Below are 25,460 nucleotides of genomic sequence, written 5' to 3'. Positions count from 1 at the left end.
GAGTGACCCCGCTTTGCTTGGGATAGCTTGAGTTGCCTGGGACAGCTAGACCAGGCGGGTGAGCCAGCCGTGGGTGTCCGGGTAAGTGCCGGTCTGGATTCCCAACAGGCGTTCGCGGATGGCCATGGTGGTCTCCCCTGCCTTCGCGTCTTCGGCGCCGATGAACTCGGTGGCGTCCTTGAGCACGCCGATGGGCGTGATGACGGCCGCGGTCCCGCAGGCGAATACTTCCGTGATGTCACCGGAGGCCACGCCGTCGCGCCACTCGTCGAGGGTGATCTTACGTTCAGTGACTTCCCGGCCCATGTCCTTGGCTACCTGGATGACAGACATGCGGGTGACGCCTTCGAGGATGGTGCCGCTGAGCGCGGGCGTGACGAGCGAGCCGTCTTTCATGACGAAGAAGACGTTCATGCCGCCGAGCTCTTCCACAGCGTTGTCGTTGAACTGGTCCAGGAAGAGCACCTGCTTGCAGCCGTTGGCCTCGGCCTCCTGCTGCGCGATCAGCGAAGCCGCGTAGTTGCCGCCGCACTTGGCCGCACCGGTGCCGCCACGGCCGGCGCGGGCGTACTGACGGGAGATCCAGATGGACACCGGCTTCAGTTCGCCGCCGAAGTAGTTGCCGGCCGGCGAAGCGATGACGCGGAACGAAACCTCACGCGCAGCCCGTACACCCAGGAAAGCCTCCGTGGCGATCATGAACGGACGCAGGTACAGGGCTTCACCGTCGCCGGACGGAACCCATTCCCTGTCTGCGGCGACGAGTTCGCGGATGGCGCCCAGGAAGTATTCGGCGGGCAGCTCGGGCAGGGCGATCCGGCGGGCGGACTTGTTCAGCCGCGCCGCGTTGGCTTCCGGCCGGAAGGTCCAGATGGAGCCGTCCGCGTGCCGGTAGGCCTTGAGGCCCTCGAAGATCTCCTGCCCGTAGTGCAGCACAGCTGCCGACGGGTCAAGGGTGATGGGGCCGTAGGCTTCCACCCGGGGGTAGTGCCAGCCGCCATTGCCGTTCTCGTCCACGCTGTAGTCGACGATTGCGGTGTGGTCGGTGAAGTGGTTGCCAAATCCCGGGTTCGCCAGGATGGCTGCACGCTCTTCGGCGGACTTCGGGTTGGCCGAAGGCAGCTGGGTGAATTCGACGCCAGGGGCAGTCTGAGTCATGGTTCCTCCACGATCGGCCGCCGGCGGTTCAGCGCTGAACGGCGGGCGGCATTTGGTGATTCGAGACAAGCTTACGCCGGTTGCCGCACGCGCTCGTGCCGTTACAGCCCGGCTGCTATCGCGTCGCCCACCTCGGCCGTGGTGCGCGTGCCTCCGCCGCGCTTTTCGACGTCGGCAATCACCGCCGCTTCGATCTTCCGGGCCGCCGAGGAGTAGCCCAGGTGATCCAGCAGGAGGGCCGCTGACAGGATGGCCGCCGTCGGATCCGCCTTGCCCTGGCCGGCAATGTCCGGCGCCGATCCGTGGACCGGCTCGAACATGGAGGGGGCGGTCCGGTCCATGTTGATGTTGCCGGACGCGGCCAGGCCGATGCCGCCAGTCACTGCAGCGGCGAGGTCGGTAAGGATGTCACCAAAGAGATTGTCGGTGACGATCACATCGAATCGTGAGGGGTCGGTGACCATGAAGATAGTGGCGGCGTCCACGTGCAGGTAGTCGTGGGTGACCTCCGGGAACTCCTTTGCCACGGCCTCCACGGTGCGCTTCCACAGGTGCCCGGCATAGACAAGGACGTTGTGCTTATGGACCAGGGTGACGTGCCTGCGCTCCCTCGCGCTGGCCCTGCGGAAAGCATCCCGGACAACCCGCTCCACGCCATGGGCGGTGTTCAGCGAAACTTCGGTGGCCACCTCGTGGGGAGTTCCGGCGCGCAGGGTGCCGCCGTTGCCCACGTAGGGTCCTTCGGTGCCCTCACGGACCACAATGAAGTCGATGGTGCCGGGACTGGCCAGCGGGCTTCCCACCGTTCCGTAGAGCCGGGAAGGCCTCAGGTTGACGTAGTGGTCCAGACTGAAGCGGAGCTTAAGCAGCAGCTCGCGTTCAATGATGCCGGAGGGGATACGGGTATCGCCCGGGGCGGCGCCCACCGCGCCGAAGAGTATCGCATCGCGGGTGCGGAGGTCCGCCAGTACCTCGTCCGGGAGGGTCTCGCCCGTCTCCAGCCAGTGCTCGGCGCCGAGCTTGTAGCGGGTCTGCTTGAGTTCGACGCCCTCCGCGGCGGCCGCCTTTTCCAGGACTTTGACCGCCTCGGCGATAACCTCCGGGCCGATGCCGTCGCCGGGAATGACTGCAAGATCAATGGAAGCGCTCATAGTTTCAGGGTAGCCAAGTGATCCATATGCTGGTCAAGCTGTCTCAAGATACGAGAACCTGACAGAGCGGGGGAGGCCCCACGCTCTCAGCCCGGTGCCTCCCCGTCCCTATCGCATCAGTCGTCTCTACTTATAGCTGCTGATGTGCCGCCCGGTCCCGCCTGGCATCATCCGGACAGCCACGACTGCTGCGGAAAGGAAGAGTGCGATCAGTCCCGCGGTCAGCGGTGCCCCGGATGGTGCAGCCGCCGCAGCCGTCTGGACGCTGTAACCCTGGTTCCTGCCCGCCGCGGTGCCCGCTGCGGCTTCCACACTGCCCGGCGCCACCACGGCACCAGCAGTCACCGGTCCTGATGAAGGTCTCTCGCCTGGCTCCGAAGCATTTTCGTCTTCCGGGTCCGGCACAACCACCGGATCAGGGTCAGGCACAACCACCGGGTCCGGCACAACCACCGGATCCGGACCAGGCACCACCACCGGATCCCCCTCAACCGGATCAGGACCAGGCACCACCACCGGATCCCCCTCAACCGGATCAGGACCAGGCACCACCACCGGATCCCCCTCAACCGGATCAGGACCAGGCACAACCACCGGATCCGGACCAGGCACCACCACCGGATCCCCCTCAACCGGATCAGGACCAGGCACCACCACCGGATCAGGCACCACCACCGGATCAGGATCAGCGGGCGCTACAGGGTCCGGCGCCCCGCCAGGATCTTTGCACCCTGCTTCCCACCAGTCGATTTTGTCCAGGTTCCGCCCACCCGGCAGAACGCTGCCGTCATTCGGCGGAATGATGTCTTCGTCGTGGTGGGACCCCATATGGTCGTTCGGCCCGTTGATTGCGTCGACGCTGATGGTGACCGCAATGTAGGGGTTGAGTTCAGAACCTGTAGCGTGGCAGATCGTGATGGTCCTGCCGGCGTCTTGTGGCGAGGCTGTAGCAGTCGCCGTTGTTGCCAGCGCGGCCAAGCTCAAGACCCCCATCCCTGCAAGGATCCGTCTCATTTTCCCTCTCCATCCAATTCTTGGTCCAGGCCGACCAGCCAAGAGGGAGAAGGGGCCGCCCCGTACTGAAGGAAACAGCACCATCGCAAAACGGGGTGATGGTTCTCCCAGCTGAATCATCGGTTGCTTACCCAATGAGCGTAGGAGCGCCGCACCCGCTGGTCCCGAGTAGCGATTACCTGTATTGGCGCAGGTCAGATACGCAATGCGCGGGGCGGATACTCAAAAAAAGGCTCTGCCGGGACACCCTCCTGGGCATCCCGGCAGAGCCGGAGTGGAGCACGCGCTAGCGTCAGGAACCGGCAGGCTCCTCATATTTGGGGAAGACCGGCGTGGGCGCCGGCAGGACAGTGCCCGCCGCGATCGGGGTGCCCAGAGCAGCGAACGTACGGGCATCGCCATCAGGCTGCCCCAGTGCCGTGAGCAGCGATGCGGTGGCGGCGGGCATGACGGGTTGCGCCAGGATGGACACAATCCGCAGCACTTCGAGGGTGACGTACAGAACCGTGTTCATCCGTTCGACGTCGGTCTTCCGCAGCACCCAGGGGGCCTGCTCGGCGAAGTAGGCGTTCGTGTCGCCCAGGACGCCCCAGATGGTTTCGAGTGCGCGGCTGAACTCCTGCTTGTCGAAGGCCGTGCGGGCAGCCTCCAGCAGGGCGCCGGCCTGGGCCAGGATCGCCTTATCGGCGTCCGTGAACGCAGCAGGCACCGGAACCACTCCCCCGCAGTTCTTGGCCACCATGGAGAGCGAACGCTGGGCAAGGTTGCCGAAGTTGTTCGCCAGGTCGGAGTTCATCCGCCCCACGATAGCCTCGTGGTTGTAGCTGCCGTCGGCACCGAAGGGCACTTCGCGCAGGAAGAAGAAGCGGACCTGGTCCAGGCCGTACTGCGCCACGAAGTCCGCCGGGGCCACCACATTGCCCAGGGACTTGGACATCTTCACGCCGTTGTTGTGCAGGAAGCCGTGGATCATGATCCGCTTGGGCAGCTCCAGGCCGGCGCTCATCAGGAATGCAGGCCAATAGATGGCGTGGAACCGCGAGATGTCCTTGCCGATGACGTGCACGTCCGCAGGCCAGAAGGTCCGGAACTTCTCAGAGTCGACGTCGGGATAGCCGACACCGGTCAGGTAGTTGGTGAGGGCATCCACCCACACGTACATGACGTGCTTGTCGTTGCCTGGCACCGGGACGCCCCAGTCGAAGGTGGTGCGGCTGATGGACAGGTCCTCGAGTCCGCGCCTGACGAAGCTGATGACTTCGTTGAAGCGGTACTGCGGAGCGCCGAATTCCGGCTGCGCCTCGTACAGCGCCAGCAGCTTCTCCTGGTAGGCGGAGAGACGGAAGAAGTAGCTCTCCTCCGCTGTCCAGGTCACTTCGGTGTCCGTCTCTTTCGAGTAGCGCACGCCGTCGTCCTTGACCACGGTGTCATCCTCGCCGTAGAACGCCTCGTCCCGGACCGAGTACCAGCCTTCGTACTTGGACAGGTAGATGTCTCCGTTCGCTTCCATCTTCTTCCAGATGGCCTGCGAGGCAGCGTAGTGGTCCGCGTCGGTGGTGCGGATGAACCTGTCGTACGTGATGTCCAGGGCAGCGTGTGCCGCCTTGTAGATCTCCGCGTTCCGGTCCACCAGTTCCTTGGGCGTAATGCCTTCCTTTTCGGCGGTCTGCGCGATCTTCATCCCGTGCTCGTCTGTTCCTGTCAGGAACATCACGTCATACCCGTCCAGCCGTTTGAACCGCGCCATGGCATCGGTGGCGATGTACTCGTAGGCATGGCCGATGTGCGGAACGCCATTGGGGTAGGTAATGGCCGTGGTGATGTAGAACGGGGTTTTCTCTGAAGCAGTCACGTTGCGGACGTTACCTTCGGGTGCGGAGGGACAGGCTAGATCAGTTCCGTCAGCGTATCGCTGAGCCGGACCAGTTCGTGGTCGTGGGATGCGACCAGCACCGCAATTCCATCCGACGTGGTGTCCTTCAGGATGCTGATGATCCGGTTGGCCGACGCGCGGTCCAGGCTGGCGGTGGGCTCGTCCACGACGAGGACCCGGGTTCCCAGGATCAGTGCACGCGCGATCGCGACGCGCTGGCGTTCACCTCCGGAGAGCTGCGCGGGACGGTGCCGCATTCGGCGTCCGAGGCCCACCAGGTCCAGGAGGTCCTTGGCCATGTCCCGGCGCTGGTCAACTTCGCCGTCGGGAACTGCGGGCAGCAGGACGTTTTCCAGGGCGCTCATGCCGTCGATCAGGGCGCCGCCCTGATCGACGTAGCCGATGAGTGCCCGACGGCGGTCAGCGATTTCGTCGTCGCCCATGCTTTCAAGGGAATCGCCTTCCCAAAAAACGCGGCCGGACGTCGGCAGGGTCAGCCCCGCGCCGACGGTGAGGATGCTCGTCTTGCCGGAACCGCTGCGGCCGGCGACGCAGTGCATCTCGCCGGCGTGCAGGGTGAGGTCGAAATTCTCCACCACCGTGACGGCTTCGGCGCCGCCCTTGCCTCCGCCGTAGCGGATGGTGATGTCGCTCAGCTCCAGCGGGGTGGCGTGATCCGTGGACTTGACGATGGTGTTGGCACGGGTCTGCAGGGGGACCTCACCGGAGCCGGCCCTGCGGCTCCGCTGGACGTTGGTCGGGTTTGTCATTGGACTACTTTCGTTGCAATCGGAATCCAGCAAAGTACAGCCAGGAGGCCGGCCAAACCGGCCCACAGTGCTGCGTAGGGGGCCAGGAGCAGGCCGATCCCCAGTGCGCCCAGGACGCCGAGCGGCAGGGCCACGGTGCCCACCAGGGCGTTCTCGAACAGGCGGACCTGGCGCAGCATGTCCGGGTTCCAGCCCATCGCCGCCAGGATGGCCAGGTACTGGCGCTTCGCATTGAGCTCAAACCGGCCAGTGACCAGCGTCAGGACCAGGCCCACCAGCACACCGGCCAGTGCCAGCAGGATGCTGGGCAGGGCCACGCTCGTGGCGGCGAGCCCGCTGAGCGCGCTGGCGCCGGCCGCGCGGGGGATGTCGATCAGGAGCGCGATGAGTCCGCCCACCGCGGCGCCGAAGACACCGACTGCCACCGCGAGCGACAGGGTATTGAACTTGTTGGTGGCCAGCTGCCGGTTGGCGAAGGTCAGCGGGGAGTCCACCGGAATGAGCCGCTCGTCATGCTGCGGCTCCTGGTCGATCTCGTCGCGGTGGCGCAGCTGCCGGGCGGCGAAGTATGCTGCGCCGGCATAAAGTGCCAGCACCGCCGCTGAGACAAGGACTGTGGGCAGGCTCCAGCTGACCAGGCTGAGGACGATGCCGGCGGCGGCCAGCAGGACCGCGCCGACTCCGAATTCCTCCAGGACCCAGTTGCGGATGCGCCGCTGCGTCCAGCCCATGGCCCGGAGGGTGCCGGCTTCCGTCCTTCGCTTGCGGATGTAGCTGACGGTGGAAGCACCGGTCAGCAGAGCCGCACCGCACAGGGTGAGGAAGAGCAGGGTGATGTTCGTCCCGGAGAGGGAGCCGGACACGGCATCAGCGGCGTCCTGGCGGACCCACGACTGGGTGACGGTGCCCAGGTCGGATTCCTTGCCGGCGTCGTCCTTGGAATATCCGGGGACGAAAATGCTGGCGTCTTCCCGGGCAGAACCTGCCACGATGGTGGCTTCCAGGCCCATGTCTCTGATTTCCGCGGCGAGTTTCTCGACCTCCGGCTGGGCTTCCTTCCAGCTGCCCGGCGCCGCGGCACGGACGCGGACGGCGTCGATGACCGCTGCGTTGTCCGTGTAGCCGCGCGCCGCGGCAAGTCCGTAGTAGTCCGTGATGGCACCGGCGGACTGGCTGGCCAGGCCCGTGGCGCTCAGGGAGGGCTTCAGCTCTGCGGCCTGCACCTCCTTGCCCTGAGCGTCCTGGACCAGTGTGTAGGGGGTCGGGTCGTAGCCGCCGAGCGGCAGCTTGTTGACGTCGCCGGCGGCTTCCGCCACGGTGGCCGGGCTGAACGTGCCGTAGACCATGGCGAGCGGTGCCGCGACCTTCTCCCCCGTTTCCAGGTTTTCGCGGTAGGAGCGTTCATCCACCGGTTCCCGCTGCGTCTGGTCCACGGGGGCGCCGTTGGCGCCCGTCTCGGGCAGCCGGTTCACCGTGACCCATTCACCGGGCACCGCAGTCTTGGCGACGGCGCCGTTGGCTGCAGTCTCGCCGTCAGTGTATTTGGGCGCCGCGGCGAAGTCCGTGCTCCATTCCGCGGGCGTGTACAGGCCCTGGTTGAAGTTGCCGGTCTTGCCGAGCAGGGCAGAGTGGTCCGTCGATCCGGGCCAGTCCAGCGCGAACGGGTCCTTGGATACGAAAGGCAGGTAGTCCTTGTCCAGCGACCGCGAGGCCGTGCCGACTTCCTTGACCACTTTGCCGGCGTCGTCGATTTCTTCGATCTTGACGTTGTACCTGAGGTCCAGCGAAGTGCCCTCGCGCACGATCAGCGGGATCGCCTGCGAGTCTTCGGTCAGCTGGCCGCTGCGCTTGGCCTGCTGGTACTGGGTCATCAGGGGTGCCCAGTACTTAAGCTTCACGCCAAGGAAGTCCGGTCCCTCGTCGAGCTCCTCCAGGCTGATGCCGTTGGTGAAGAGGCCTTCGAAGTAGCGGCCGATCGCTCCGGCGTCGCGGGCATCTGCCGGCGGTGCCTTCTCCAGCGGCGCCAGGAAGTCGCCGGCGGAACCCAGCAGCGCACGTTCGGCCGCAGGGTCCACAGCCACCACGGACTCGGTCACCTCGGGGGCCAGGGGCAGCGAAATCGAGGCATTGAAGAGGTTGTGCTCGGAGCCTCCGGCCGGAGCCGGGAACTTGATGCCGGTTTCGCCTTCCGGCGCGGCAATGCGGATGCTCTTGCCACCCTCTGTCTGTTCCTCCACCAGCTTCGCTTTGCCCAGCGTGCCTTCCGCGGTGGATTTGAACAGCGTGGTCTCGGAAACACCGTCGGAGCTGACTGCGGTGGCGGTCAGGCGGTACTTGGTCGGCTCGTCATTGAGCACCGACTCCGCTGCCGGCCACTGCTCCGGGGCAGTGGCTCCTGCCGCCTGGTCCGCCGCCGCGGTCCCGGCAAGGCCTGCGTTGTAACCGAGGAAGTCCATGGCGTCCAGGCGGGGCGATTCAAGGTTCTGCGTGACCCGGGAGACCAAACTGATGGGGGCGGCAACGGACGTTCCGGAAAGGTTCCGGATGGCTTCGAGCTGGTCGAAGGTGATCCCGCCGGAACCGTTGGCGATGTCCGGCTGCATCAGCGCACCCGAGCCTGCGTTGGTCTGGACAAGGACGTCGTAGAGTCCGCGTGAATTTTCATCCACGGTCCGGTTGAGGGCAGCCTGCGACTGTCCCTGGACGAGGACCGACAAGCACATGGCTGCGATCAAGATGGCCGCGGTCAACAGCAGCACTTTGCTTCTGATGAACCTCTGGACGGCGTTCATTAATCTCCCTGGAACCTGGTTTGCGTGCGCACTGACATGCCCGCCGCCGGCGGACACGGACGATGACGGACGGATGTGCAAAAGGTATTGGCCGGTCTGCGGGCCTGGTCCCGGAACGGGACCCAGCCATTGTAAGCAGACCGGCCAATCATACGTGGACCCGGACGGACACGCCCACCCGGAAAGGAGGCCGTCGGCGTTGCGCCGGAGTCCCCCACACGGTGTTCCTTAGTCCTCCAGGTCCACTTCCCGGACCATGTCCGCGCCAATGCCGGCCTTGATGGCATCGAGCACCTGCTGCGGGACGGAGCTGTCGATGGTGAGGAGCGCCAGCACCTGTCCGCCCTCGTCCGAGCGTGCCACCTGCATGCCGGCGATATTGATGTTGTTCATTCCCAGGATGTGGCCGATGGTGCCGATCACGCCGGGCCGGTCCGTGTAGGCGACCACCACCAGGTGCTCGCTGATGGGAATCTCGACTTCGAAGCCATTGATCCCCACGAGCTTCTCCACCTGCTTGGGTCCGGTGAGCGTACCGGCCACTGAGATCTGGCTGCCGTCGCTGAGGGCACCGCGCAGGGTCAGGACGTTGCGGTAGGACTCGGTCTCCGGGGTGGTGATGAGGCGGACGTTGATGCCGCGCTGCTCCGCGATGACCGGGGCGTTGACGTAGGAGACCTGCTCGGTCACCACGTCGGCGAAGATTCCCTTCAACGCCGCCAGTTCGAGGACCTTGACGTCCAGCGAAGAGATTTCCCCGGCCACTTCGACGTCGAACTGCGTCAGCGAGTCGTGAGTCAGTGCGGTGAAGATCCGGCCCAGCTTCTCCACCAAGGCGATACCGGGGCGTACGTCCGGTGCGATGATGCCACCGGCCACGTTGACCGCGTCCGGCACCAGTTCGCCGGCCAGCGCCAGACGGACGGACCGGGCTACCGAAACGCCGGCCTTCTCCTGTGCCTCATCGGTCGACGCGCCCAGGTGCGGGGTGACCACCACGTTGTCCAGTTTGAAGAAGGGCAGGTCCGTGCTGGGTTCCTTGGAGAACACATCCACGCCCGCACCGGCGATGTCGCCGTCCTGAAGGGCGGTGAAGAGCGCCTCTTCGTCCACCAGGCCACCGCGGGCCACGTTGATGACGTAGGCGGAGTTCTTCATCTTCTTGAAGGCGTCCGCGCCCAGCATGCCCACCGTCTCGGGCGTCTTGGGCATGTGGATGGTGATGAAGTCGGACTGGGCCAGGAGTTCATCCAGGGTGACCAGCTGCACGCCGAGCTGGGCGGCCCGGGCAGAGGTGATGTAGGGATCGTAAGCCAGGATCTTGGTGTCGAAGCCCTTGAGCCGGGCCGCCACGAGAGCGCCGATCCGGCCGAGGCCGATGATTCCGATCTTCTTTTCGAACAGTTCGATGCCGGTGTACTTGGAGCGCTTCCATTCCCCGTCCTTGAGGGCGGCACTCGCCTGTGGAATGTGGCGGGCCAGGCTCAGGATGTGGCCCACGGTGAGCTCGGCGGCGGAAACGATGTTGGAGGTGGGCGCGTTGACCACCATGACGCCGGCCTGGGTGGCCGCCTTGATGTCCACGTTGTCCAGTCCGACGCCGGCACGGGCAATGACTTTCAGGTTCTTCGCCGCGGCAATCGCCTCCGCATCCACCTGGGTGGCCGAACGGACCAGGATGGCGTCAACGTCGGTGATCGCCGAGAGGAGCTGGGAACGGTCGGAGCCGTCTGTCTGGCGGATTTCAAAGTCCGGGCCGAGGGCCTCCACGGTGGCGGGGGAAAGTTCTTCGGCGAGCAGTACTACGGGTTTTGACACGGCTGATCCTCTGCGTTGCAGTCCTGGGGATGGAACAAGTCTAGGCCGACGGAAAGGCCGGGCTCACATTGTTAAGTGTGAACCCGGCCCCGGCGCCGATGGCGTGGCGAACGGCTGGCTGCCTTAGCGGGCAGCGGAGCCTTCGACGTAGTCCACGTCCTGCTGCTGCCAGGAGAAGAGGGAACGCAGCTCGCGGCCCACGGCCTCGATGGGGTGCTGCTCGGCCTTGGCACGCAGTTCCTTGAACTCCACGGCGCCGTTGTCCTGGTCCTCGATGAACCGCTTGGCGAACGCGCCGGACTGGATGTCGGCCAGGACGGCCTTCATGTTTTCCTTCACCTCGGGGGTGATGACGCGCGGGCCGGAGACGTAGTCGCCGTACTCTGCGGTGTCGGAGACGCTCCAGCGCTGCTTGGCAATGCCGCCTTCCCACATCAGGTCCACGATGAGCTTCAGCTCGTGCAGGACTTCGAAGTAGGCGATCTGGGGCTGGTAACCGGCCTCGGTCAGGGTCTCGAAGCCGTACTGGACCAGCTGGGACACACCGCCGCAGAGAACCGCCTGCTCGCCGAAGAGGTCCGTCTCGGTCTCTTCGGTGAAGGTGGTCTGGATGACGCCGGCGCGGGTGCCGCCGATTGCCTTGGCGTAGGACTTGGCGAGGTCCCAGGCGGAGCCGGAAGCGTCCTGCTCCACGGCGATGATGTCCGGGATGCCGCGGCCCGCTTCAAATTCGCGGCGGACGGTGTGGCCCGGCGCCTTCGGCGCGACGAGGATGACGTCGACGCCCTCCGGTGCCTGGATGTAGCCGAAGCGGATGTTGAAGCCGTGGGCGAAGGCAAGGGCCTTGCCCGGGGTCAGCTTGTCCTTGATTGAGTCGTTGTAGATGGCGCGCTGGTGCTGGTCCGGCGCGAGAATCATGATGACGTCGGCCCATTCGGCGGCGTCGGCAACGTTCTTGACCGTGAAGCCGGCTTCTTCTGCCTTGGCCGTGGACTTGGAGCCGTCCTTGAGCGCGATGACGACCTCGACGCCGGAATCGCGCAGGTTCAGTGCGTGGGCGTGGCCCTGGGATCCGTAGCCAACGATGGCGACCTTGCGGCCCTGGATGATCGACAGGTCTGCGTCGTCGTCGTAGAACATTTCAGTCACTTGCGTAACTCCTCTTGAGTGGTGTGTAGATATTTGTCTGGTGGTGCTGCGGTTACGGGCGCCTACGCGGAGCGCAGCGCCCGGTCACTCATGGAGCGGGATCCCCGTCCAACGGCCAGGGTGCCGGACTGCACGATTTCGCGGATGCCGAAGGGCTCAAGCACCGAGAGCAGTGCCGTGAGCTTTTCGGGGTGGCCGGTTGCCTCAATGACGACGGAATCGGTGGAAACGTCCACCACTGAGGCGCGGAACAGGTCTGCAGCCTGGGTGACCTGCAGGCGTGTTGCGGCATCCGCACGTACCTTGACCAGGATGTGGTCTCGCTGTACGGAAGATTCGGGGGTCAGCTCAACGATCTTGATGACGTTGATCAGCTTGTTGAGCTGCTTGGTGACCTGTTCGATCAGGTCGCCGTCGGCGTCGACCACGACGGTCATCCGGGACACGCCCGGGACCTCCGTGGGGCCGACGGCCAGGGAGTTGATGTTGAAGGCGCGGCGGGCGAAGAGGCTGGCTACCCGGGTCAGGACACCCGGCTTGTCCTCCACCAGCACGGACAGTGTGTGACGGCTCATGGCCTAGTCCTCCTCTTCCCATTCCGGGGTCATGTTGCGGGCAACCTGGATCTGGTCGTTGCTCACGCCGGCGGGCACCATCGGCCACACCATGGAGTTGGGGCTCACCACGAAGTCGATGACCACCGGTCGGTCATTGATTTCGAGGGCCTTCTGGATGGTGGCATCGATGTCCTCGTCGCGTTCACACCGGAAGGACGCACAGCCGTAGGCCTCGCCCAGTTTAACGAAGTCCGGGATGCGGACGGTGTCGTGGCCGGTGTTGAGGTCTGTGTTGGAGTAACGGCCTTCGTAGAAGAGCGTCTGCCACTGGCGCACCATGCCCAGCGAGGAGTTGTTGATGACGGCAACCTTGATGGGGATCTTGTTGATGGCGCAGGTGGCCAGCTCCTGGTTGGTCATCTGGAAGCAGCCGTCGCCGTCGATGGCCCAGACCACACGGTCCGGCTCCCCCACCTTGGCGCCCATGGCGGCCGGAACGGCGTATCCCATGGTGCCGGCGCCGCCGGAGTTCAGCCAGGCATGCGGGCGCTCATACTTGATGAACTGCGCGGCCCACATCTGGTGCTGGCCCACACCCGCGACATACACGCCTTCAGGTCCGGTAAGGGCGCCGATGCGCTCAATGACCTTCTGCGGGGCAGTGAGGCCGTCGTCCGGCTCGGTCCAGCCGAGGGGGTAGGTCTCCTTGAGGTTGTTCAGGAAGGCCCACCAGGTGGTCAGGTCAGGGGTGCCGGCCGCCTCGAACTGTGCGCGGACCGCGTCCGTCAGCTCGGGGATGATCTCCTTGACGGAGCCGACGATAGGGACATCGGCGGTGCGGTTCTTGGAGATTTCGGCGGGGTCGATGTCCGCGTGGATGACCTTGGCCGTGGGCGCGAAGGTCTTCAGGACACCGGTGACGCGGTCGTCGAAGCGGGCGCCCAGGGTAATCAGGAGGTCGGCCTGCTGGAGCGCGGTGACGGCGGAGACGCTGCCATGCATGCCGGGCATGCCCACGTGCTGGGGATGCGAGTCCGGGAAAACTCCCTTGGCCATCAGGGTGGTGACCACGGGAGCTCCGGTTGCTTCCGCCAGGGCCATAAGCTCGGCGGAGGCGTGGGCCTTCACCACGCCGCCGCCCACGTACAGGACCGGCTTGCTGGAAGCGGCAATCAGCTTGGCGGCTTCGCGCACCTGCTTATTGTGGCCGCGGGTCACGGGGCGGTAGCCGGGCAGGTCGATCTTCGGCGGCCACGAGAAGGTCATCTGGCCCACCTGGGCGTCCTTGGCCACGTCCACCAGGACGGGGCCGGGGCGGCCGGTGGAGGCCAGGTGGAAGGCCTCGGCCATGACATGCGGGATGTCGTTGGGGTCGGTCACCAGGAAGGAATGCTTGGTGATGGGCATGGTGATGCCCACGATGTCCGCCTCCTGGAAAGCATCGGTGCCAATGACGCCGCTGGACACCTGGCCGGTGATGGCCACCATCGGCACGGAGTCCATGTGGGCATCCATGATGGCGGTAACGAGGTTGGTGGCTCCCGGGCCGGAGGTGGCGATGCAGACGCCCACCCGGCCGGTAACCATGGCGTAGCCTTGCGCGGCGTGGCCGGCTCCCTGTTCATGACGGACCAGCACGTGATTCATGCTGGAGGCCATCAAGGGGTCGTAGGTGGGCAGGATCGCGCCACCGGGCAAACCGAAAATATCGTCGACGCCGAGTTCTTCGAGCGAACGGACAATAGCTTGCGAGCCGGTCATCACCGTTGGGGGTACAACGTTGTTCGGCCCAAGGACAGGAGAGGCGGCAGCAAGGTCGGCGACGGCGGCGTTGTCAGCCATCCGGTCGGCACGGTCCGAAGCCTTGGGGGCTCCGGCGGACTTGGCGGCCATCAGCGAGGGGCTGATCGGCGATCCTTTGCTCATCGGACTCTTCCTTGTGGATCATCTTGTTTCGTGGAACTGCGGGGAATAAAAAAACCCCTCAGCCTGACGGCTCTTCGAGGGGTTCGCGCGTGACGGTTCGTTACCGGGGCTAGTGTGCCACGCGCTTGGTAAGTACGACGACGGTGCCGATAACGAAGGTCATGCGTTCAGTTTTCCCTCTGGCTGAGACAGGTGTCAACGAAGACCGGGCCCATCTCACCATGTGGACGCCGTTGTCCACGGGGTGATCCGAACCCCGAACGTCCGGCGCGGGCGCCGTCAGCCCGGGGCCCATTGGATCACCCCTTATTGGGCCCTTCCGCCCCAGGCGGGCACCATCCCCCGCCGAAGGCTTCGGGCCCGCGCGTCACCCGCAGTATGCGCCCGTGCTGGCGCTGTGCACCAGCTTGGCGTATTTGGCCAGGACACCCTTGGTGTAACGTGCCGGAAGCGGCTCCCAGCCCACCTTGCGGGCCTCGAGTTCGGCGTCGTCCACCAGCAGGTCGAAGCTGCGCGCGGCGATGTCCACCCGGATCCTGTCGCCGTCCTTGACGAAGGCGATGGGGCCGCCGTCGACCGCTTCCGGCGCAACGTGCCCGATGCACAGGCCCGTGGTGCCGCCGGAGAACCGGCCGTCGGTGAGGAGCAGGACGTCCTTGCCCAGCCCGGCACCCTTGATGGCGCCGGTGATGGCGAGCATTTCGCGCATGCCCGGGCCGCCCTTGGGGCCTTCGTAGCGGATGACGACGACGTCTCCGGCCTTGATCCGGCCGTTGTCCAGCGCGTCCAGGGCGCCCTGTTCACGCTCGAAGACGCGGGCGGTGCCCTCAAAGACGTCGGCGTCGAAGCCGGCGCTCTTCACGACCGCGCCTTCCGGGGCCATGGTGCCGTGCAGGATGGTGATGCCGCCGGTCTTGTGGATCGGATTGTCCAGCGCGCGCAGGATCTTGCCGTCAACGTCCGGCGGGTTGATCGCCTCGAGGTTTTCGGCGACGGTCTTGCCCGTGACGGTGAGGCAGTCCCCGTGCAGCAGGCCGGCGTCGAGCAGTGCCTTCATGATGACCGGCACGCCGCCGATCTTGTCGACGTCCGTCATCACGTAGCGGCCGAAGGGCTTGAGGTCGCCAAGGTGCGGGATCTTGTCGCCGATGCGGTTGAAGTCGTCCAGCGTCAGCTCGACTTCGGCTTCGCGGGCGATGGCAAGGAGGTGGAGCACGGCGTTGGTGGAGCCGCCGAATGCCATGGTGACGGCGATAGCGTTCTCGAAGGCCTTCTTGGTCATGATGTCCCGGGCGGTGATGCCCTGGCGCAGCAGGTTGACCACGGCTTCGCCGGACTTGCGGGCGAACTCATCTCGACGGCGGTCTGCCGAGGGCGGGGCTGCGGAGCCGGGCAGGGACATGCCCAGGGCCTCACCGATGCAGGCCATGGTGTTGGCGGTGTACATGCCGCCGCAGGCACCTTCACCGGGGCAGATGGCCTTTTCGATCCGGGTCAGGTCCTCCATGCTCATCTTGCCCGCGGCGCAGGCGCCCACGGCTTCGAAGGCGTCGATGAGGGTGACTTCCTTTTCGGAGCCGTCCTCAAGCTTGACCCAGCCGGGCATGATGGAGCCGGCGTAGAGGAACACGCTGGACAGGTCCAGGCGGGCGGCGGCCATGAGCATGCCGGGAAGCGACTTGTCGCAGCCGGCCAGCAGCACGGATCCGTCAATGCGCTCAGCCTGCATGACGGTTTCCACGGAGTCTGCGATGACTTCGCGGGACACGAGGGAGAAGTGCATGCCCTCGTGTCCCATGGAGATGCCGTCGGAGACGGAGATGGTGCCGAACTGCATGGGGAAACCGCCGCCGGCGTGGACGCCTTCCTTGGCGCCCTGGGCCAGCCGGTTAAGGGAGAGGTTGCAAGGAGTGATTTCATTCCACGAGCTCGCGACACCGACCTGGGGCTTCGCGAAGTCGTCGTCCCCCATGCCGACCGCCCGGAACATGCCACGTGCGGGTGCAGCGTGGATTCCGTCGGTTACGACCCGGCTACGGGGTTTGATGTCAGGCTTGTTGTCGGTTGCGATGGTGGTCTCACTCATAGGGGAAAGTCTAGGGCTCCGCCCGCGCGCACCAGGACGGAAAAGCGGCGAACGCCGTAATATCCGGAATATTTCTATCAAATAGTGGACTGACGTCCCACAATTTGGACACTACGGACGTGCCGGGACCGTGCGCGGTGGCCGCCGTCACGTTCCACTCCCCTGCTCAACGGCTTTCGCTTCCCAAGAGAGCATCGCGAGGACGTCGCGGACGGAGGTCCGTTCAGCAATGTCCGCACGGACCAGCGCAACGATGCTGCGGCGGGCCGCAACTCCTTCGAGTGGCCGCAGCACGAAGCCCCGCCCCTGGTTGCCCGTGGCGGTGTAACGGGGCAACAGGGAAAGCCCGTGCCCGGCACTCACCAGCGCTTCCAGGACCCGCAGGTCCGGGAACCGCTGGGCCTGCACCGCACTGCTTCCCGCCTGCTGCTCGATTTCCCGGAACACCGCGTCGAAGGGAAAGCCCTCCGGCACTCCCAGCCAGGGGTAGCCCACCACGTCCTTTGCGGTCAGCCTGGTTTTGCCGGCAAGGGGGTGGCCGGCCGGAACCGCAACGTCCAGTGGTTCCTTCAACAGGGGTACCACCGTCACTCCCTGCCGGGAGAACACATCCGGACCGTCCACACTGTGGGCCAGGACGATGTCATAGTCGGCCACGAGCTCAGGGAAGCCGGAAACGCCCGGGTCTTCCAGGCAGGCTTCGAGCTGGAGGCCGGGCACTGCCTTGACCCGGTTCAGCAGCCCGGGCAGGAACATTTCGGCTGCACTGGGAAAGAACGCCGCCCGGATATGCGCCTGCCAGCCCTGGCGGTAAGTGTCGATGGTCGCTTCGGCCTTCGCCATCGCGGTGGAAACCTCAGCGGCAGCAGTGGCCATGGCCCGGCCCGCTTCGGTCAGCCGGACGCCGCGGCCGGATTTTTCGATAAGCGCGACGCCCAGTTCGTCCTGGAGGGTGCGCAATTGCTGCGATACCGCGGAAGGGGTGACGTGGAGGGCCTCGGCGGCGGCCCCGACCGTTCCCCGGTCCGCCAATTCGCGCAGGATCTGCAGGCGCTTGAAGTCCATGTAGCGAGGCTACCGTCAGCACAGCCCAAACCGCGGGTGTGCTCAACAACGCGGGCCCCGGCGTCCTCTCTGGACAGCAGTGGGTGCCCGACGTAGCGTCGGGGTGGAGGCTACCGTTCCATCCAAACAGAAGGGCTTGCCATGGACATCGTTCTCTGGATCATTCTCATCGCCGTTGCAGTGGCCGTCGTGTGGTGGCTGCTGAACCGCAGCAGTTCCTCCTCCGCCCGGCCCGGCCACGATGATGCCCCGGCGGCGCACGCCGACGGTGCCCTCTCCCGCGGAGGCGCTGCTCCCTCTGCTGAGGCAGCGGCAACCACCGGACTTCCGGGCGCGGCCGGCTTCGGCGTTCCTGCGGAACCTGTCGCACCCACAACGGCAGAGGAGCCTGCGGACGCGGCGACGGGCGGCGGCCGGCCGGGCAGCGAATGGGAAACCCAGTGGTCCGAAGGCAGTGCGCCCGGCGCTACGGGGGACATTCCCGGGGCGGGCACAGGCACGGTCCCGACCCCGGGCGGGGAACCGACCCACACTGCTGCTCCCGTGCATCACGCCGAGTACACGGACCGCCATGCGCCCACGCTTCCGGGCGCCGAGTCGGCCGCACTCGAGGAAGACGCGCGCGACGGCGCAGGTCACCACCACGCCGTCGCCGACGTTCCCGACGGCGCGGGTCACCACCACGCCGTCGCCGACGTTCCCGACGGCGCGGCTGCCGCAGAAACCATGGACCGGACGCAGTCTTCTGCGCTTGTGGAGACCGGCACTGACCGGATCCAGGATGAACCGGGCAATGCAGCACAGCCGGAGCCTGCCGGTCACTTGGCGGCCGACGAGCCGTACGGCGCCGGCTCTGTCGCCGCCAGTACGGACGGAACGGGCCCTGCGGGCTACCCCGTCAAAGGCGTAGCCACGGACATGGTCTACTACGACGAGGACCACCCCGGATATGGGGAAGCCCGTGCTGAGGTGTGGTTCGAGTCTGCCGCCCACGCGGAAGCAGCCGGTTTCCGGGCACCGCGCAGGCAGCGGCTTTAGGGCCTTCCACGTGCAGCGCCGGCCCGCTTCGGGATCCACGCCCGCTACGCACCCATGATCCGCACCGGGCGCGCCAACGGCACAGGGCCCATGGTGGCCGCGGCTCTTCTCTTCCTCCTTGCCGCCTGCAGCAGCCCGGACGCGGCGCCAACACAACGTCCCGGAGCCACGGTTCCATCCGCGTCCGGGACCAGCCCGGTGGCGGCAGCTGGCAGTTCCCCGGCCGCCAGCTCGAACGCATCCCGGTCCGGCGGCGCCGTCCGGGTCGCCGGCCGGCTGGACCTGCGGCTCGACATCCCATGGTCCGGGGTATTCCTGCCCGACGGTACCGCCGTCGTTTCCGAACGCGGCACCGCCGCGCTGAAGGCCGTGCGCGGAGCTGACGCCACCCTTATCGGTACGGTCCCGGGCGTGGCACCTGCCGGAGAAGGCGGCCTGTTGGGGCTGGCACTCTCCCCCGGGTTCGCCACGGACAGGCTGCTCTACGCATACCTCACCTCCGACGCGGACAACCGCGTGGTGCGGCTTCGCCTGGCGGACTCCGGCAACGGCGCGCTGTCCCTCGGCGCCCCCGAGGTGGTATTTGCCGGCATCCCCAAGGCCGCGACACACAACGGAGGCCGCATCCGCTTCGGGCCGGACGGCTACCTCTATGTGGGCACCGGAGACTCGCAGCGCCGCGACCAGCCCCAGGACCCTGCGGCGCTGGGCGGGAAAATTCTCCGGCTCACACCGGACGGTGGCCCGGCGCCCGGCAATCCGTTCGGCAACGCCGTCTACAGCCTTGGCCATCGAAACGTCCAAGGGCTGGCGTGGGACACCGACGGGCGGTTGTGGGCCACTGAGTTCGGGCCGGACGTGGACGACGAACTGAACCTGATCCTGCCGGGCGCCAACTACGGGTGGCCGGAGGTCACCGGGGCACCCGGCAGGCCGGAGTTCCAGGACGCCAAAGTAGTCTGGCCCACCAGCGATGCCTCGCCCAGCGGACTCGAGATCGCGGGCTCCACGGCCTATGTTGGCGCCCTGCGCGGGCAGCGGCTTTGGACCATCCCCCTTTCCGGCACCGAGGCCGGAAAACCTGTGGCCCATTTCACAGGAATGTATGGGCGGATCCGGGACGTGGTGCGGACCCCAGAGGGTGGTTTCTGGCTGCTCACCAACAACCAAAACCCTGATTTCGCGGTTGTTTTAGGGCCTGCAGGCTGATGCGGCAGGCACCCGGCCCGCCGATTTCACATGGGCGAAAAGTTCGTGTAGAGTTTCATGTCGTTGCGGAGAACAACGGGGAAACAAAAGCCCCGGTGAGCAAAGCAAAGAAGATGCACCTCTAGCTCAATTGGCAGAGCAATTGACTCTTAATCAATGGGTTCCGGGTTCAAGTCCCGGGGGGTGCACCAAAGGAAAAACAACCCCTGGCCGGCGGAAACGCAGGCCAGGGGTTGTTTTGTTTTCTGATTGTTCCGTGTCCGGGAAGAAGCGCTGAACTGCACGCCCTTCCACCAGCGGAACAACACCGGGCGGAAACAAAAACGCGGCCTCCGGCCTGGGCCGGGGTCGCGTCGTGCGGCCCTCTCGTGGGACCGCGCTGGATGACTTGGAGACCGGAACTTTTAAGGCGTATTGTCCACCAGTGCCGCGTTGGCCGGCGTGGAACCGAACTGGCTGGCCAGCTCGCGGACCACGGCCTGGAGTTCCTGCCGGAGGACTTCCGGGTCGATGGATGCGGAGGCCAGCACGGAGCGTTCCATCTCCACTGCGGCTGCAACTGCTTCCTTGCCGCGTTCGGTCAGCGACACAACGTGGCTCCGGCGGTCCGAGGTGCTGCGTACCCGGGCAATGTGGCCATGGGCTTCGAGCCTGCTGAGGGTCTTGCCCATCGTCTGGGCCTGGACCCGGACGTACTGGGCGAGCTGCGCCTGCGTCATGGGACCCTGGGCTTCCAGAACTTCGATGGCAATGACGCCCGCATGGGTCAGCCCGATCGCGGCAAGTTTTTCATTCCATGAGTGTTCAACGAGGCGCGCAGCAGTGGACAAGAGGCGCCCCGTGGGCCAGTGATCCATATCAGGCATACAAGCCAGTATAGCGAAATGCCGATTGGCACAGTCGAACACCCGTTACTAGGCTGGTGTGTCACCCCAGCAACCAGGAGAAAAACAATGGCTGAAAGACTTCTTACCGGTGACCAGGCACCGGCGTTCACGCTCACGGACTCCGCCGGTAAGGATGTCAGCCTCGCCCCCGGCAACGGCCGGAGCACCATTGTGTACTTTTACCCGGCAGCCTCCACGCCCGGGTGCACCAAGCAGGCGTGCGACTTCCGGGACAGCCTGGCATCCCTGCAGGCAGCCGGATACGACGTCCTGGGAATTTCCCCCGATCCCGTGGCCAAGCTTGCCAAATTCGCGGAAAAGGAAGCATTGACCTTCCCGCTGCTGTCCGATGCAGACCACGCCGTGGCTGAGGCCTACGGCGTGTGGGGAGAGAAGAAGAACTACGGAAAGACGTACGAGGGGCTTATCCGGTCCACCGTCGTCGTGGACTCGGACGGAAGGGTTGCCCTGGCCCAGTACAACGTCCGGGCCACGGGGCACGTCGCCAAACTCCGCCGGGACCTGGGCCTCGACAGTTAACTGTTCCGGACCCCGGGCGACGTTACAATGGAGACTGGCTTCCGCCGTCGTGCGTTTGGGCGCGCGTCTGAAAAGCGGCAAGCTTTGCGCGAGTGGTGAAATTGGCAGACACGCAGGATTTAGGTTCCTGTGCCTTCGGGCGTGGGGGTTCAAGTCCCCCCTTGCGCACATTGTGACAGAACACCCCCAGCCTTCGGGCCGGGGGTGTTCTGCGTTTTCGACAGCGCACCGAAAAACTCCTTGGCATCCACCCATCCGCAGCCGCGCATCGGCCGAATACCCAGTGAGACATCAGCCACGCGGCAGATGTCCACCGGCCAGATCAACGCTGCGGACACCGGTCCGCGGCAGGCACATGCCACAAACCAAGGAGATCCGAAATGCAGACCATCAAGCGCACAACTTTCTCGGTCGCAGGCGTTGCAGCCGCCGCACTGCTCAGCCTGACCGCCTGTGGCGGATCCAGCACCGCGGAGTCCTCAGCCCCGGCAGAGACGCCGGCGGCCACCACTGCCCCTTCAGCCTCGGCCAGCGCCGACATGATGGATCCGGCCGCCAACCTGGTCGGCCCCGGCTGCGCCGCCTACGCCGAGCAGGTTCCCACCGGTGCCGGCTCCGTGGAGGGCATGGCCCTGGACCCCGTAGCTGTTGCAGCCTCCAACAACCCGATCCTCACCACGCTCACGGCAGCCGTCTCCGGCAAGCTGAACCCCAAGGTTGACTTGGTGGACACCCTCAACGGCGGCGAATTTACGGTCTTCGCACCGGTGGACGACGCCTTCGCCAAAATCGATGCCGCCACCATCGAGACCCTGAAGACGGACGATGCCCTCCTGAGCAAGATCCTGACCTACCACGTAGTCCCCGGCCAGATCACTCCGGATGACATCGCGGGCACGCACGCCACGGTCCAGGGCGGTTCGGTGACCGTGACCGGCAGTGGAGACAACCTCAAGGTGGACAACGCCAACGTGGTCTGCGGCGGCGTCCAGACCAAGAACGCCACCGTATACCTGGTGGACTCCGTCCTGATGCCCAAATAGGACCCACACCACGGCTCCTGAGGCGGGTCCCGGCCGACAGGCCGGGACCCGCCAAGCTGCGTCAATTAGACTGGGGTCCGGCCCGCAGGCGGCGGAGCCGGAACATCCCGAGGTGGTAAACGAGTGCCCAGCAGTACATCGCGGCGGACTGTCCTCCTGACCGGAGCCGCCTTCCTGGCGCTGGGCGCAACGTCGTGCACCGGCTCGCCCGGCCCGTCGCCGTCGTCCGGCGCCGCTGACCCCTCTGCGGGGCCCCGGCCCACCGCAACCTTCAACTTCGGAACGGCAGCGCAACCGCTCGGCCTGGACCCCGCACTCTCCAACGACGTGGAGTCCCAACGCATCACCCGCCAGATCATGGAGGGCCTGGTGGGGGTGGACCAGACCACCGGCCAGCCCACCCCCCTCCTCGCCACGGAGTGGAGCGAATCCGACGAGGGCCGTTCCTACACGTTCAAGCTCCGCACAGATGTCACTTTCCAGGACGGCACTCCTTTTAATGCCGAAGCCGTGTGTACTAACTTCAACCGCTGGTTTGGCCTGCCGAGCGCCCTTCGCGACCAGGCCCCGGGCATCTCCTTTAAAGGCGTGTTCAAGGCGCACGCTGATGACCCGGGGCTTTCGATCTTCAAGAGCTGCACGGCGGTGTCGGCACACACGGTGCGGATCGACCTGACCCAGCGCTTTACCGCATTCCTCCAGGCGCTGACCCTGCCGGCGTTCGCGATCGCCTCCCCTGCGGCTCTCGCCAAGGACACCGCAGACGTGTTGGACCAGGACCGCGGCGGCCAGCGGCTCTCCAGATTCGCCACCCGCCCCGTGGGCACCGGGCCTTTCAGGCTGGCCGCCTGGGACGAAGCAAGTGTCACGCTCGCCACCAACGATGCCTACTGGGGCGACCGCGGCCAGATAGCCACCATTAACTTCAAGGCGTACACCCACCCCCAGTCACGCCTGCAAGCCCTCCTGGACGGCACGATCGACGGCTATGACGCCGTCACCGTCGGAAACTTCGACCAGCTGGTCAAGCGGGGCAAACAGATTGTCCAGCGGGATCCGTTCTCCGTCATGTATGTGGGAATCAACCAGGAGATCCCGGTGCTGCGAAAACTCAAGGTGCGGCAGGCGATCGAGATGGCGATCGACAAGGAAACACTGATCCGCCGCTTCTTCATCGATAACACCGGCAAAGCGACACAATTCGTCCCGCCCAAGATCAGCGGGTTTAACAACGACGCGCCTGAGCTGGGGCATAACCTGGCGAAGGCGAAGCAGTACCTCCAGGACGCCGGCTACGCGGGCGAGCCGCTGAAGTTCTACTATCCGCTTAACGTCACGCGGCCCTACCTGCCCACGCCGGAGAAGGTGTATGCCGAGATCAGCCGCCAGCTCACGGCCGCAGGGCTGAACATCCGCCCCGTTCCCGTGGAGTGGTCCGAAGGCTACCTCCAGGACGTTCAGTCGGCCGGCGACCACGCGCTGCACCTCCTCGGATGGAACGGCTCCTATTCAGACGCAGACAACTTCGTGGGCCCGCTCTTCGGTGAGAAGAACGGCGAGTTTGGCTACCAGGATCCGCAGGTCTTCGCCAAGATCAACCGGGCCCGGGGACTGCCCCAGGGCGACGAGCGGGATGAGCTGTACCACACCATCAACGAGCAGATAGCGGCCACAGTCCCGGCCGTCCCGATCGCATTCCCTATCTCGGCATTGGCCCTCTCGGACCGGGTCATCAGCTACCCGGCGTCTCCGGTGCTGCATGAAGTTTTCACGAAGGTCCAGCTAAAGCCTTGACGGACCGGCTCAATTTCAGTATGTCCGCCGGGCGGGGATATTCTGTGACAGCCAGAGCCGCTGCAATCGGAGACTGATCGTGACCTTCATTTCCAAGACCCCTCATGCCGACGTCGTCCTGATTGGCGGAGGCATCATGAGCGCCACGCTGGGGGCTTTCCTCAAGCAGCTGGAGCCTGACTGGACCATTTCGCTCTTCGAACGGCTGGACGAGCCAGGACTGGAAAGCTCCGGGCCCTGGAACAACGCCGGCACCGGCCACGCCGCCCTCTGCGAGCTCAACTACTCCCCCGCGGCCAAGGACGGCTCGGTGAACCCCGCCAAGGCGCTGCACATCAACGAGCAGTTCCAGCTTTCCCGCCAGTTCTGGTCCCATCTGGTGGACCGGAACCTGATCGGTTCGCCCAAGGGCTTCATCAATACGGTTCCGCACATGAGCTTCGTCATCGGCGAGGACCACACCCGGTTCCTCAAGACCCGCTACGAGGCGCTGAAGTCCCACACCCTGTTCCGGAGCATGGATTACTCCGAGGACCACGGCCAGATCGCCAAGTGGGCGCCGCTGATCGTCAAGGGGCGCGACCCCAAGCAGCGCATCGCCGCTACCCGCGCCGCCGAGGGCACGGACGTCGACTTCGGGGCGCTGACCCGTGAACTGACCACTTACCTCGGCAAGAACGGCGTGGAGGTCAACTACGGCCACGATGTCACCGGCATTTCCCGGGCGGCCGACGGCGGCTGGGACCTCTCCCTGAAATACCCGCGTTCCGGCGAGCACGGCAAGATCCATGCCAGGTTTGTGTTCGTGGGTGCCGGCGGCGGCGCACTCCACCTGCTGCAGGCCTCGGGCATCCCGGAGAGCAAGGGCTATGGCGGATTCCCGGTGTCCGGGCAGTTCTTCCGCTGCACGGACGAGACCATCGCTGCCCAGCACAGTGCCAAGGTTTACGGGCAGGCATCGGTGGGCGCTCCCCCCATGTCGGTGCCGCACCTGGACACCCGCTACGTCAACGGCAAGCGGTCCCTCCTCTTCGGTCCCTACGCCGGCTTCTCCACCAACTTCCTCAAGAACGGCTCCTACCTGGACCTGCCTCTGTCCATCCGGCCGGGGAACATCATCCCCATGCTGGCGGTGGCCAAGGACAACATGGACCTCACCGCATACCTCATCAAGGAGGTGGCCAAGCGCCACGGCGACAAGGTGGAAGCCCTGCGGGAGTACTACCCCGAAGCCCGCGACGGCGACTGGGAACTGATCACCGCCGGCCAGCGTGTACAGATCATCAAGAAGGACCCGCAGAAGGGCGGCGTCCTGCAGTTCGGCACCGAGGTGATCGCCAGCCGCGACGGTTCCATCGGAGCATTGCTGGGCGCATCCCCCGGTGCATCCACTGCGGTGCCCATCATGATTGAGCTGCTGCAAAAGACGTTCCCCCGGAACTTCAAGGGCTGGCAGTCCAAGCTGAAGGACATGATGCCCGGCTACGGGGTGAAGCTGGATGAGAATCCGGACCTCGCCGTGGAGCTTGAAAAGGCTACGGCCAAATCCCTCCAGCTGGAAAGCGTTTCCGCCAGCTTCTGACCACCACC

At 65.6% G+C, this 25,460-nt stretch carries 19 protein-coding genes and 2 tRNA genes; 8 read left to right on the top strand and 13 right to left on the bottom strand.

Annotated elements, in window-relative coordinates; genetic code table 11:
* Positions 1-45 precede the first annotated feature (45 nt).
* The 12 genes from ACIQCN_RS02330 to ACIQCN_RS02275 form a co-directional block, all read right to left on the bottom strand.
* Entirely contained in the window at positions 46-1,158 is a 1,113-nt protein-coding gene (locus tag ACIQCN_RS02330) for a branched-chain amino acid aminotransferase (RefSeq protein ID WP_400609229.1), read from the bottom strand.
* Between the two features lie 101 nt (positions 1,159-1,259).
* The gene (locus tag ACIQCN_RS02325; RefSeq protein WP_400609227.1) at positions 1,260-2,309 is read right to left on the bottom strand and encodes a 3-isopropylmalate dehydrogenase; all 1,050 of its coding nucleotides are present in this window, start codon (positions 2,307-2,309) and stop codon (positions 1,260-1,262) included.
* A 126-nt stretch (positions 2,310-2,435) separates the two neighbouring features.
* A complete protein-coding gene (locus tag ACIQCN_RS02320) occupies positions 2,436-3,323 on the bottom strand; it encodes a hypothetical protein (protein ID WP_400609225.1) in 888 nt (295 codons plus the stop codon).
* A gap of 292 nt (positions 3,324-3,615) precedes the next feature.
* Complete coding sequence (gene metG, locus ACIQCN_RS02315) at positions 3,616-5,175, bottom strand: methionine--tRNA ligase (RefSeq protein ID WP_400603359.1); 1,560 nt, start codon at positions 5,173-5,175, stop codon at positions 3,616-3,618.
* 35 nt (positions 5,176-5,210) lie between these two features.
* Positions 5,211-5,966 (bottom strand): ABC transporter ATP-binding protein, encoded by a 756-nt coding sequence (locus ACIQCN_RS02310; protein WP_377215926.1) that lies wholly within the window; start codon positions 5,964-5,966, stop codon positions 5,211-5,213.
* Positions 5,963-8,758, bottom strand: a complete 2,796-nt coding sequence (locus ACIQCN_RS02305) for an ABC transporter permease (protein WP_400609223.1) — start codon at positions 8,756-8,758, stop codon at positions 5,963-5,965. Before ACIQCN_RS02305 ends, ACIQCN_RS02310 begins: the two co-directional genes overlap by 4 nt.
* Before the next feature lie 228 nt (positions 8,759-8,986).
* A complete protein-coding gene (serA, locus tag ACIQCN_RS02300; RefSeq protein WP_400603357.1) occupies positions 8,987-10,576 on the bottom strand; it encodes a phosphoglycerate dehydrogenase in 1,590 nt (529 codons plus the stop codon).
* A 123-nt stretch (positions 10,577-10,699) separates the two neighbouring features.
* Complete coding sequence (gene ilvC / locus ACIQCN_RS02295) at positions 10,700-11,725, bottom strand: ketol-acid reductoisomerase (RefSeq protein ID WP_400603356.1); 1,026 nt, start codon at positions 11,723-11,725, stop codon at positions 10,700-10,702.
* A gap of 62 nt (positions 11,726-11,787) precedes the next feature.
* A complete protein-coding gene (gene ilvN / locus ACIQCN_RS02290; protein WP_018768340.1) occupies positions 11,788-12,300 on the bottom strand; it encodes an acetolactate synthase small subunit in 513 nt (170 codons plus the stop codon).
* Positions 12,301-12,303: 3 nt separating this feature from the next.
* Complete coding sequence (locus ACIQCN_RS02285) at positions 12,304-14,208, bottom strand: acetolactate synthase large subunit (protein WP_400609220.1); 1,905 nt, start codon at positions 14,206-14,208, stop codon at positions 12,304-12,306.
* A 367-nt stretch (positions 14,209-14,575) separates the two neighbouring features.
* The gene (gene ilvD / locus ACIQCN_RS02280; RefSeq protein ID WP_400603354.1) at positions 14,576-16,294 is read right to left on the bottom strand and encodes a dihydroxy-acid dehydratase; all 1,719 of its coding nucleotides are present in this window, start codon (positions 16,292-16,294) and stop codon (positions 14,576-14,578) included.
* A gap of 147 nt (positions 16,295-16,441) precedes the next feature.
* On the bottom strand, positions 16,442-17,359 hold the full coding sequence (locus ACIQCN_RS02275; RefSeq protein WP_400603353.1) for a LysR family transcriptional regulator: 918 nt from the start codon (positions 17,357-17,359) through the stop codon (positions 16,442-16,444).
* 141 nt (positions 17,360-17,500) lie between these two features.
* Here ACIQCN_RS02275 and ACIQCN_RS02270 point away from each other — a divergent pair, with 141 nt between their 5' ends.
* From ACIQCN_RS02270 to ACIQCN_RS02260, 3 genes are all read left to right on the top strand, one after another.
* Positions 17,501-18,397 (top strand): hypothetical protein, encoded by an 897-nt coding sequence (locus ACIQCN_RS02270; protein ID WP_400609218.1) that lies wholly within the window; start codon positions 17,501-17,503, stop codon positions 18,395-18,397.
* Positions 18,398-18,451: 54 nt separating this feature from the next.
* Positions 18,452-19,606 (top strand): PQQ-dependent sugar dehydrogenase, encoded by a 1,155-nt coding sequence (locus ACIQCN_RS02265; RefSeq protein ID WP_400609216.1) that lies wholly within the window; start codon positions 18,452-18,454, stop codon positions 19,604-19,606.
* Between the two features lie 115 nt (positions 19,607-19,721).
* A tRNA-Lys gene (locus ACIQCN_RS02260) sits at positions 19,722-19,797 on the top strand.
* A gap of 213 nt (positions 19,798-20,010) precedes the next feature.
* Here the strand turns inward: ACIQCN_RS02260 and ACIQCN_RS02255 are convergent.
* Positions 20,011-20,463, bottom strand: coding sequence for a MarR family winged helix-turn-helix transcriptional regulator (locus ACIQCN_RS02255; RefSeq protein WP_400604264.1), 453 nt, complete (start codon positions 20,461-20,463; stop codon positions 20,011-20,013).
* Between the two features lie 96 nt (positions 20,464-20,559).
* Between ACIQCN_RS02255 and bcp the strand changes: the two genes are divergently transcribed.
* From bcp to ACIQCN_RS02230, 5 genes are all read left to right on the top strand, one after another.
* Positions 20,560-21,033 carry a thioredoxin-dependent thiol peroxidase gene (bcp, locus tag ACIQCN_RS02250; RefSeq protein WP_400609213.1) on the top strand — a complete coding sequence of 158 codons (474 nt, stop codon included), beginning with the start codon at positions 20,560-20,562 and terminating at the stop codon, positions 21,031-21,033.
* A gap of 86 nt (positions 21,034-21,119) precedes the next feature.
* Positions 21,120-21,201: transfer RNA gene (locus ACIQCN_RS02245), tRNA-Leu, on the top strand.
* A 212-nt stretch (positions 21,202-21,413) separates the two neighbouring features.
* Positions 21,414-22,076: a fasciclin domain-containing protein gene (locus ACIQCN_RS02240; RefSeq protein ID WP_400609211.1), complete on the top strand. Its 663-nt coding sequence runs from the start codon at positions 21,414-21,416 to the stop codon at positions 22,074-22,076.
* A gap of 123 nt (positions 22,077-22,199) precedes the next feature.
* Complete coding sequence (locus ACIQCN_RS02235; RefSeq protein WP_400609209.1) at positions 22,200-23,870, top strand: ABC transporter substrate-binding protein; 1,671 nt, start codon at positions 22,200-22,202, stop codon at positions 23,868-23,870.
* A 79-nt stretch (positions 23,871-23,949) separates the two neighbouring features.
* Positions 23,950-25,452 carry a malate:quinone oxidoreductase gene (locus ACIQCN_RS02230; protein WP_400609207.1) on the top strand — a complete coding sequence of 501 codons (1,503 nt, stop codon included), beginning with the start codon at positions 23,950-23,952 and terminating at the stop codon, positions 25,450-25,452.
* Positions 25,453-25,460 lie beyond the last annotated feature (8 nt).

The organism is Pseudarthrobacter sp. NPDC092424 (genome assembly GCF_044754925.1).
Classification (GTDB): Bacteria; Actinomycetota; Actinomycetes; order Actinomycetales; family Micrococcaceae; genus Arthrobacter.
Note: the sequence above shows the minus strand (reverse complement) of the source record. Positions and strands in the feature narration are given on the sequence as shown.

What these genes read in the sequence shown, in the direction of transcription:
- ACIQCN_RS02330 (WP_400609229.1), bottom strand. Translation starts at nt 1,158, where the DNA reads ATGACTCAGACTGCCCCTGGCGTCGAATTCACCCAGCTGCCTTCGGCC.
- ACIQCN_RS02325 (WP_400609227.1), bottom strand. Translation starts at nt 2,309, where the DNA reads ATGAGCGCTTCCATTGATCTTGCAGTCATTCCCGGCGACGGCATCGGC.
- ACIQCN_RS02320 (WP_400609225.1), bottom strand. Translation starts at nt 3,323, where the DNA reads ATGAGACGGATCCTTGCAGGGATGGGGGTCTTGAGCTTGGCCGCGCTG.
- ACIQCN_RS02310 (WP_377215926.1), bottom strand. Translation starts at nt 5,966, where the DNA reads ATGACAAACCCGACCAACGTCCAGCGGAGCCGCAGGGCCGGCTCCGGT.
- ACIQCN_RS02305 (WP_400609223.1), bottom strand. Translation starts at nt 8,758, where the DNA reads ATGAACGCCGTCCAGAGGTTCATCAGAAGCAAAGTGCTGCTGTTGACC.
- ilvN (WP_018768340.1), bottom strand. Translation starts at nt 12,300, where the DNA reads ATGAGCCGTCACACACTGTCCGTGCTGGTGGAGGACAAGCCGGGTGTC.
- ACIQCN_RS02285 (WP_400609220.1), bottom strand. Translation starts at nt 14,208, where the DNA reads ATGAGCAAAGGATCGCCGATCAGCCCCTCGCTGATGGCCGCCAAGTCC.
- ilvD (WP_400603354.1), bottom strand. Translation starts at nt 16,294, where the DNA reads ATGAGTGAGACCACCATCGCAACCGACAACAAGCCTGACATCAAACCC.
- ACIQCN_RS02275 (WP_400603353.1), bottom strand. Translation starts at nt 17,359, where the DNA reads ATGGACTTCAAGCGCCTGCAGATCCTGCGCGAATTGGCGGACCGGGGA.
- ACIQCN_RS02270 (WP_400609218.1), top strand. Translation starts at nt 17,501, where the DNA reads ATGGACATCGTTCTCTGGATCATTCTCATCGCCGTTGCAGTGGCCGTC.
- ACIQCN_RS02265 (WP_400609216.1), top strand. Translation starts at nt 18,452, where the DNA reads ATGATCCGCACCGGGCGCGCCAACGGCACAGGGCCCATGGTGGCCGCG.
- ACIQCN_RS02255 (WP_400604264.1), bottom strand. Translation starts at nt 20,463, where the DNA reads ATGGATCACTGGCCCACGGGGCGCCTCTTGTCCACTGCTGCGCGCCTC.
- bcp (WP_400609213.1), top strand. Translation starts at nt 20,560, where the DNA reads ATGGCTGAAAGACTTCTTACCGGTGACCAGGCACCGGCGTTCACGCTC.
- ACIQCN_RS02240 (WP_400609211.1), top strand. Translation starts at nt 21,414, where the DNA reads ATGCAGACCATCAAGCGCACAACTTTCTCGGTCGCAGGCGTTGCAGCC.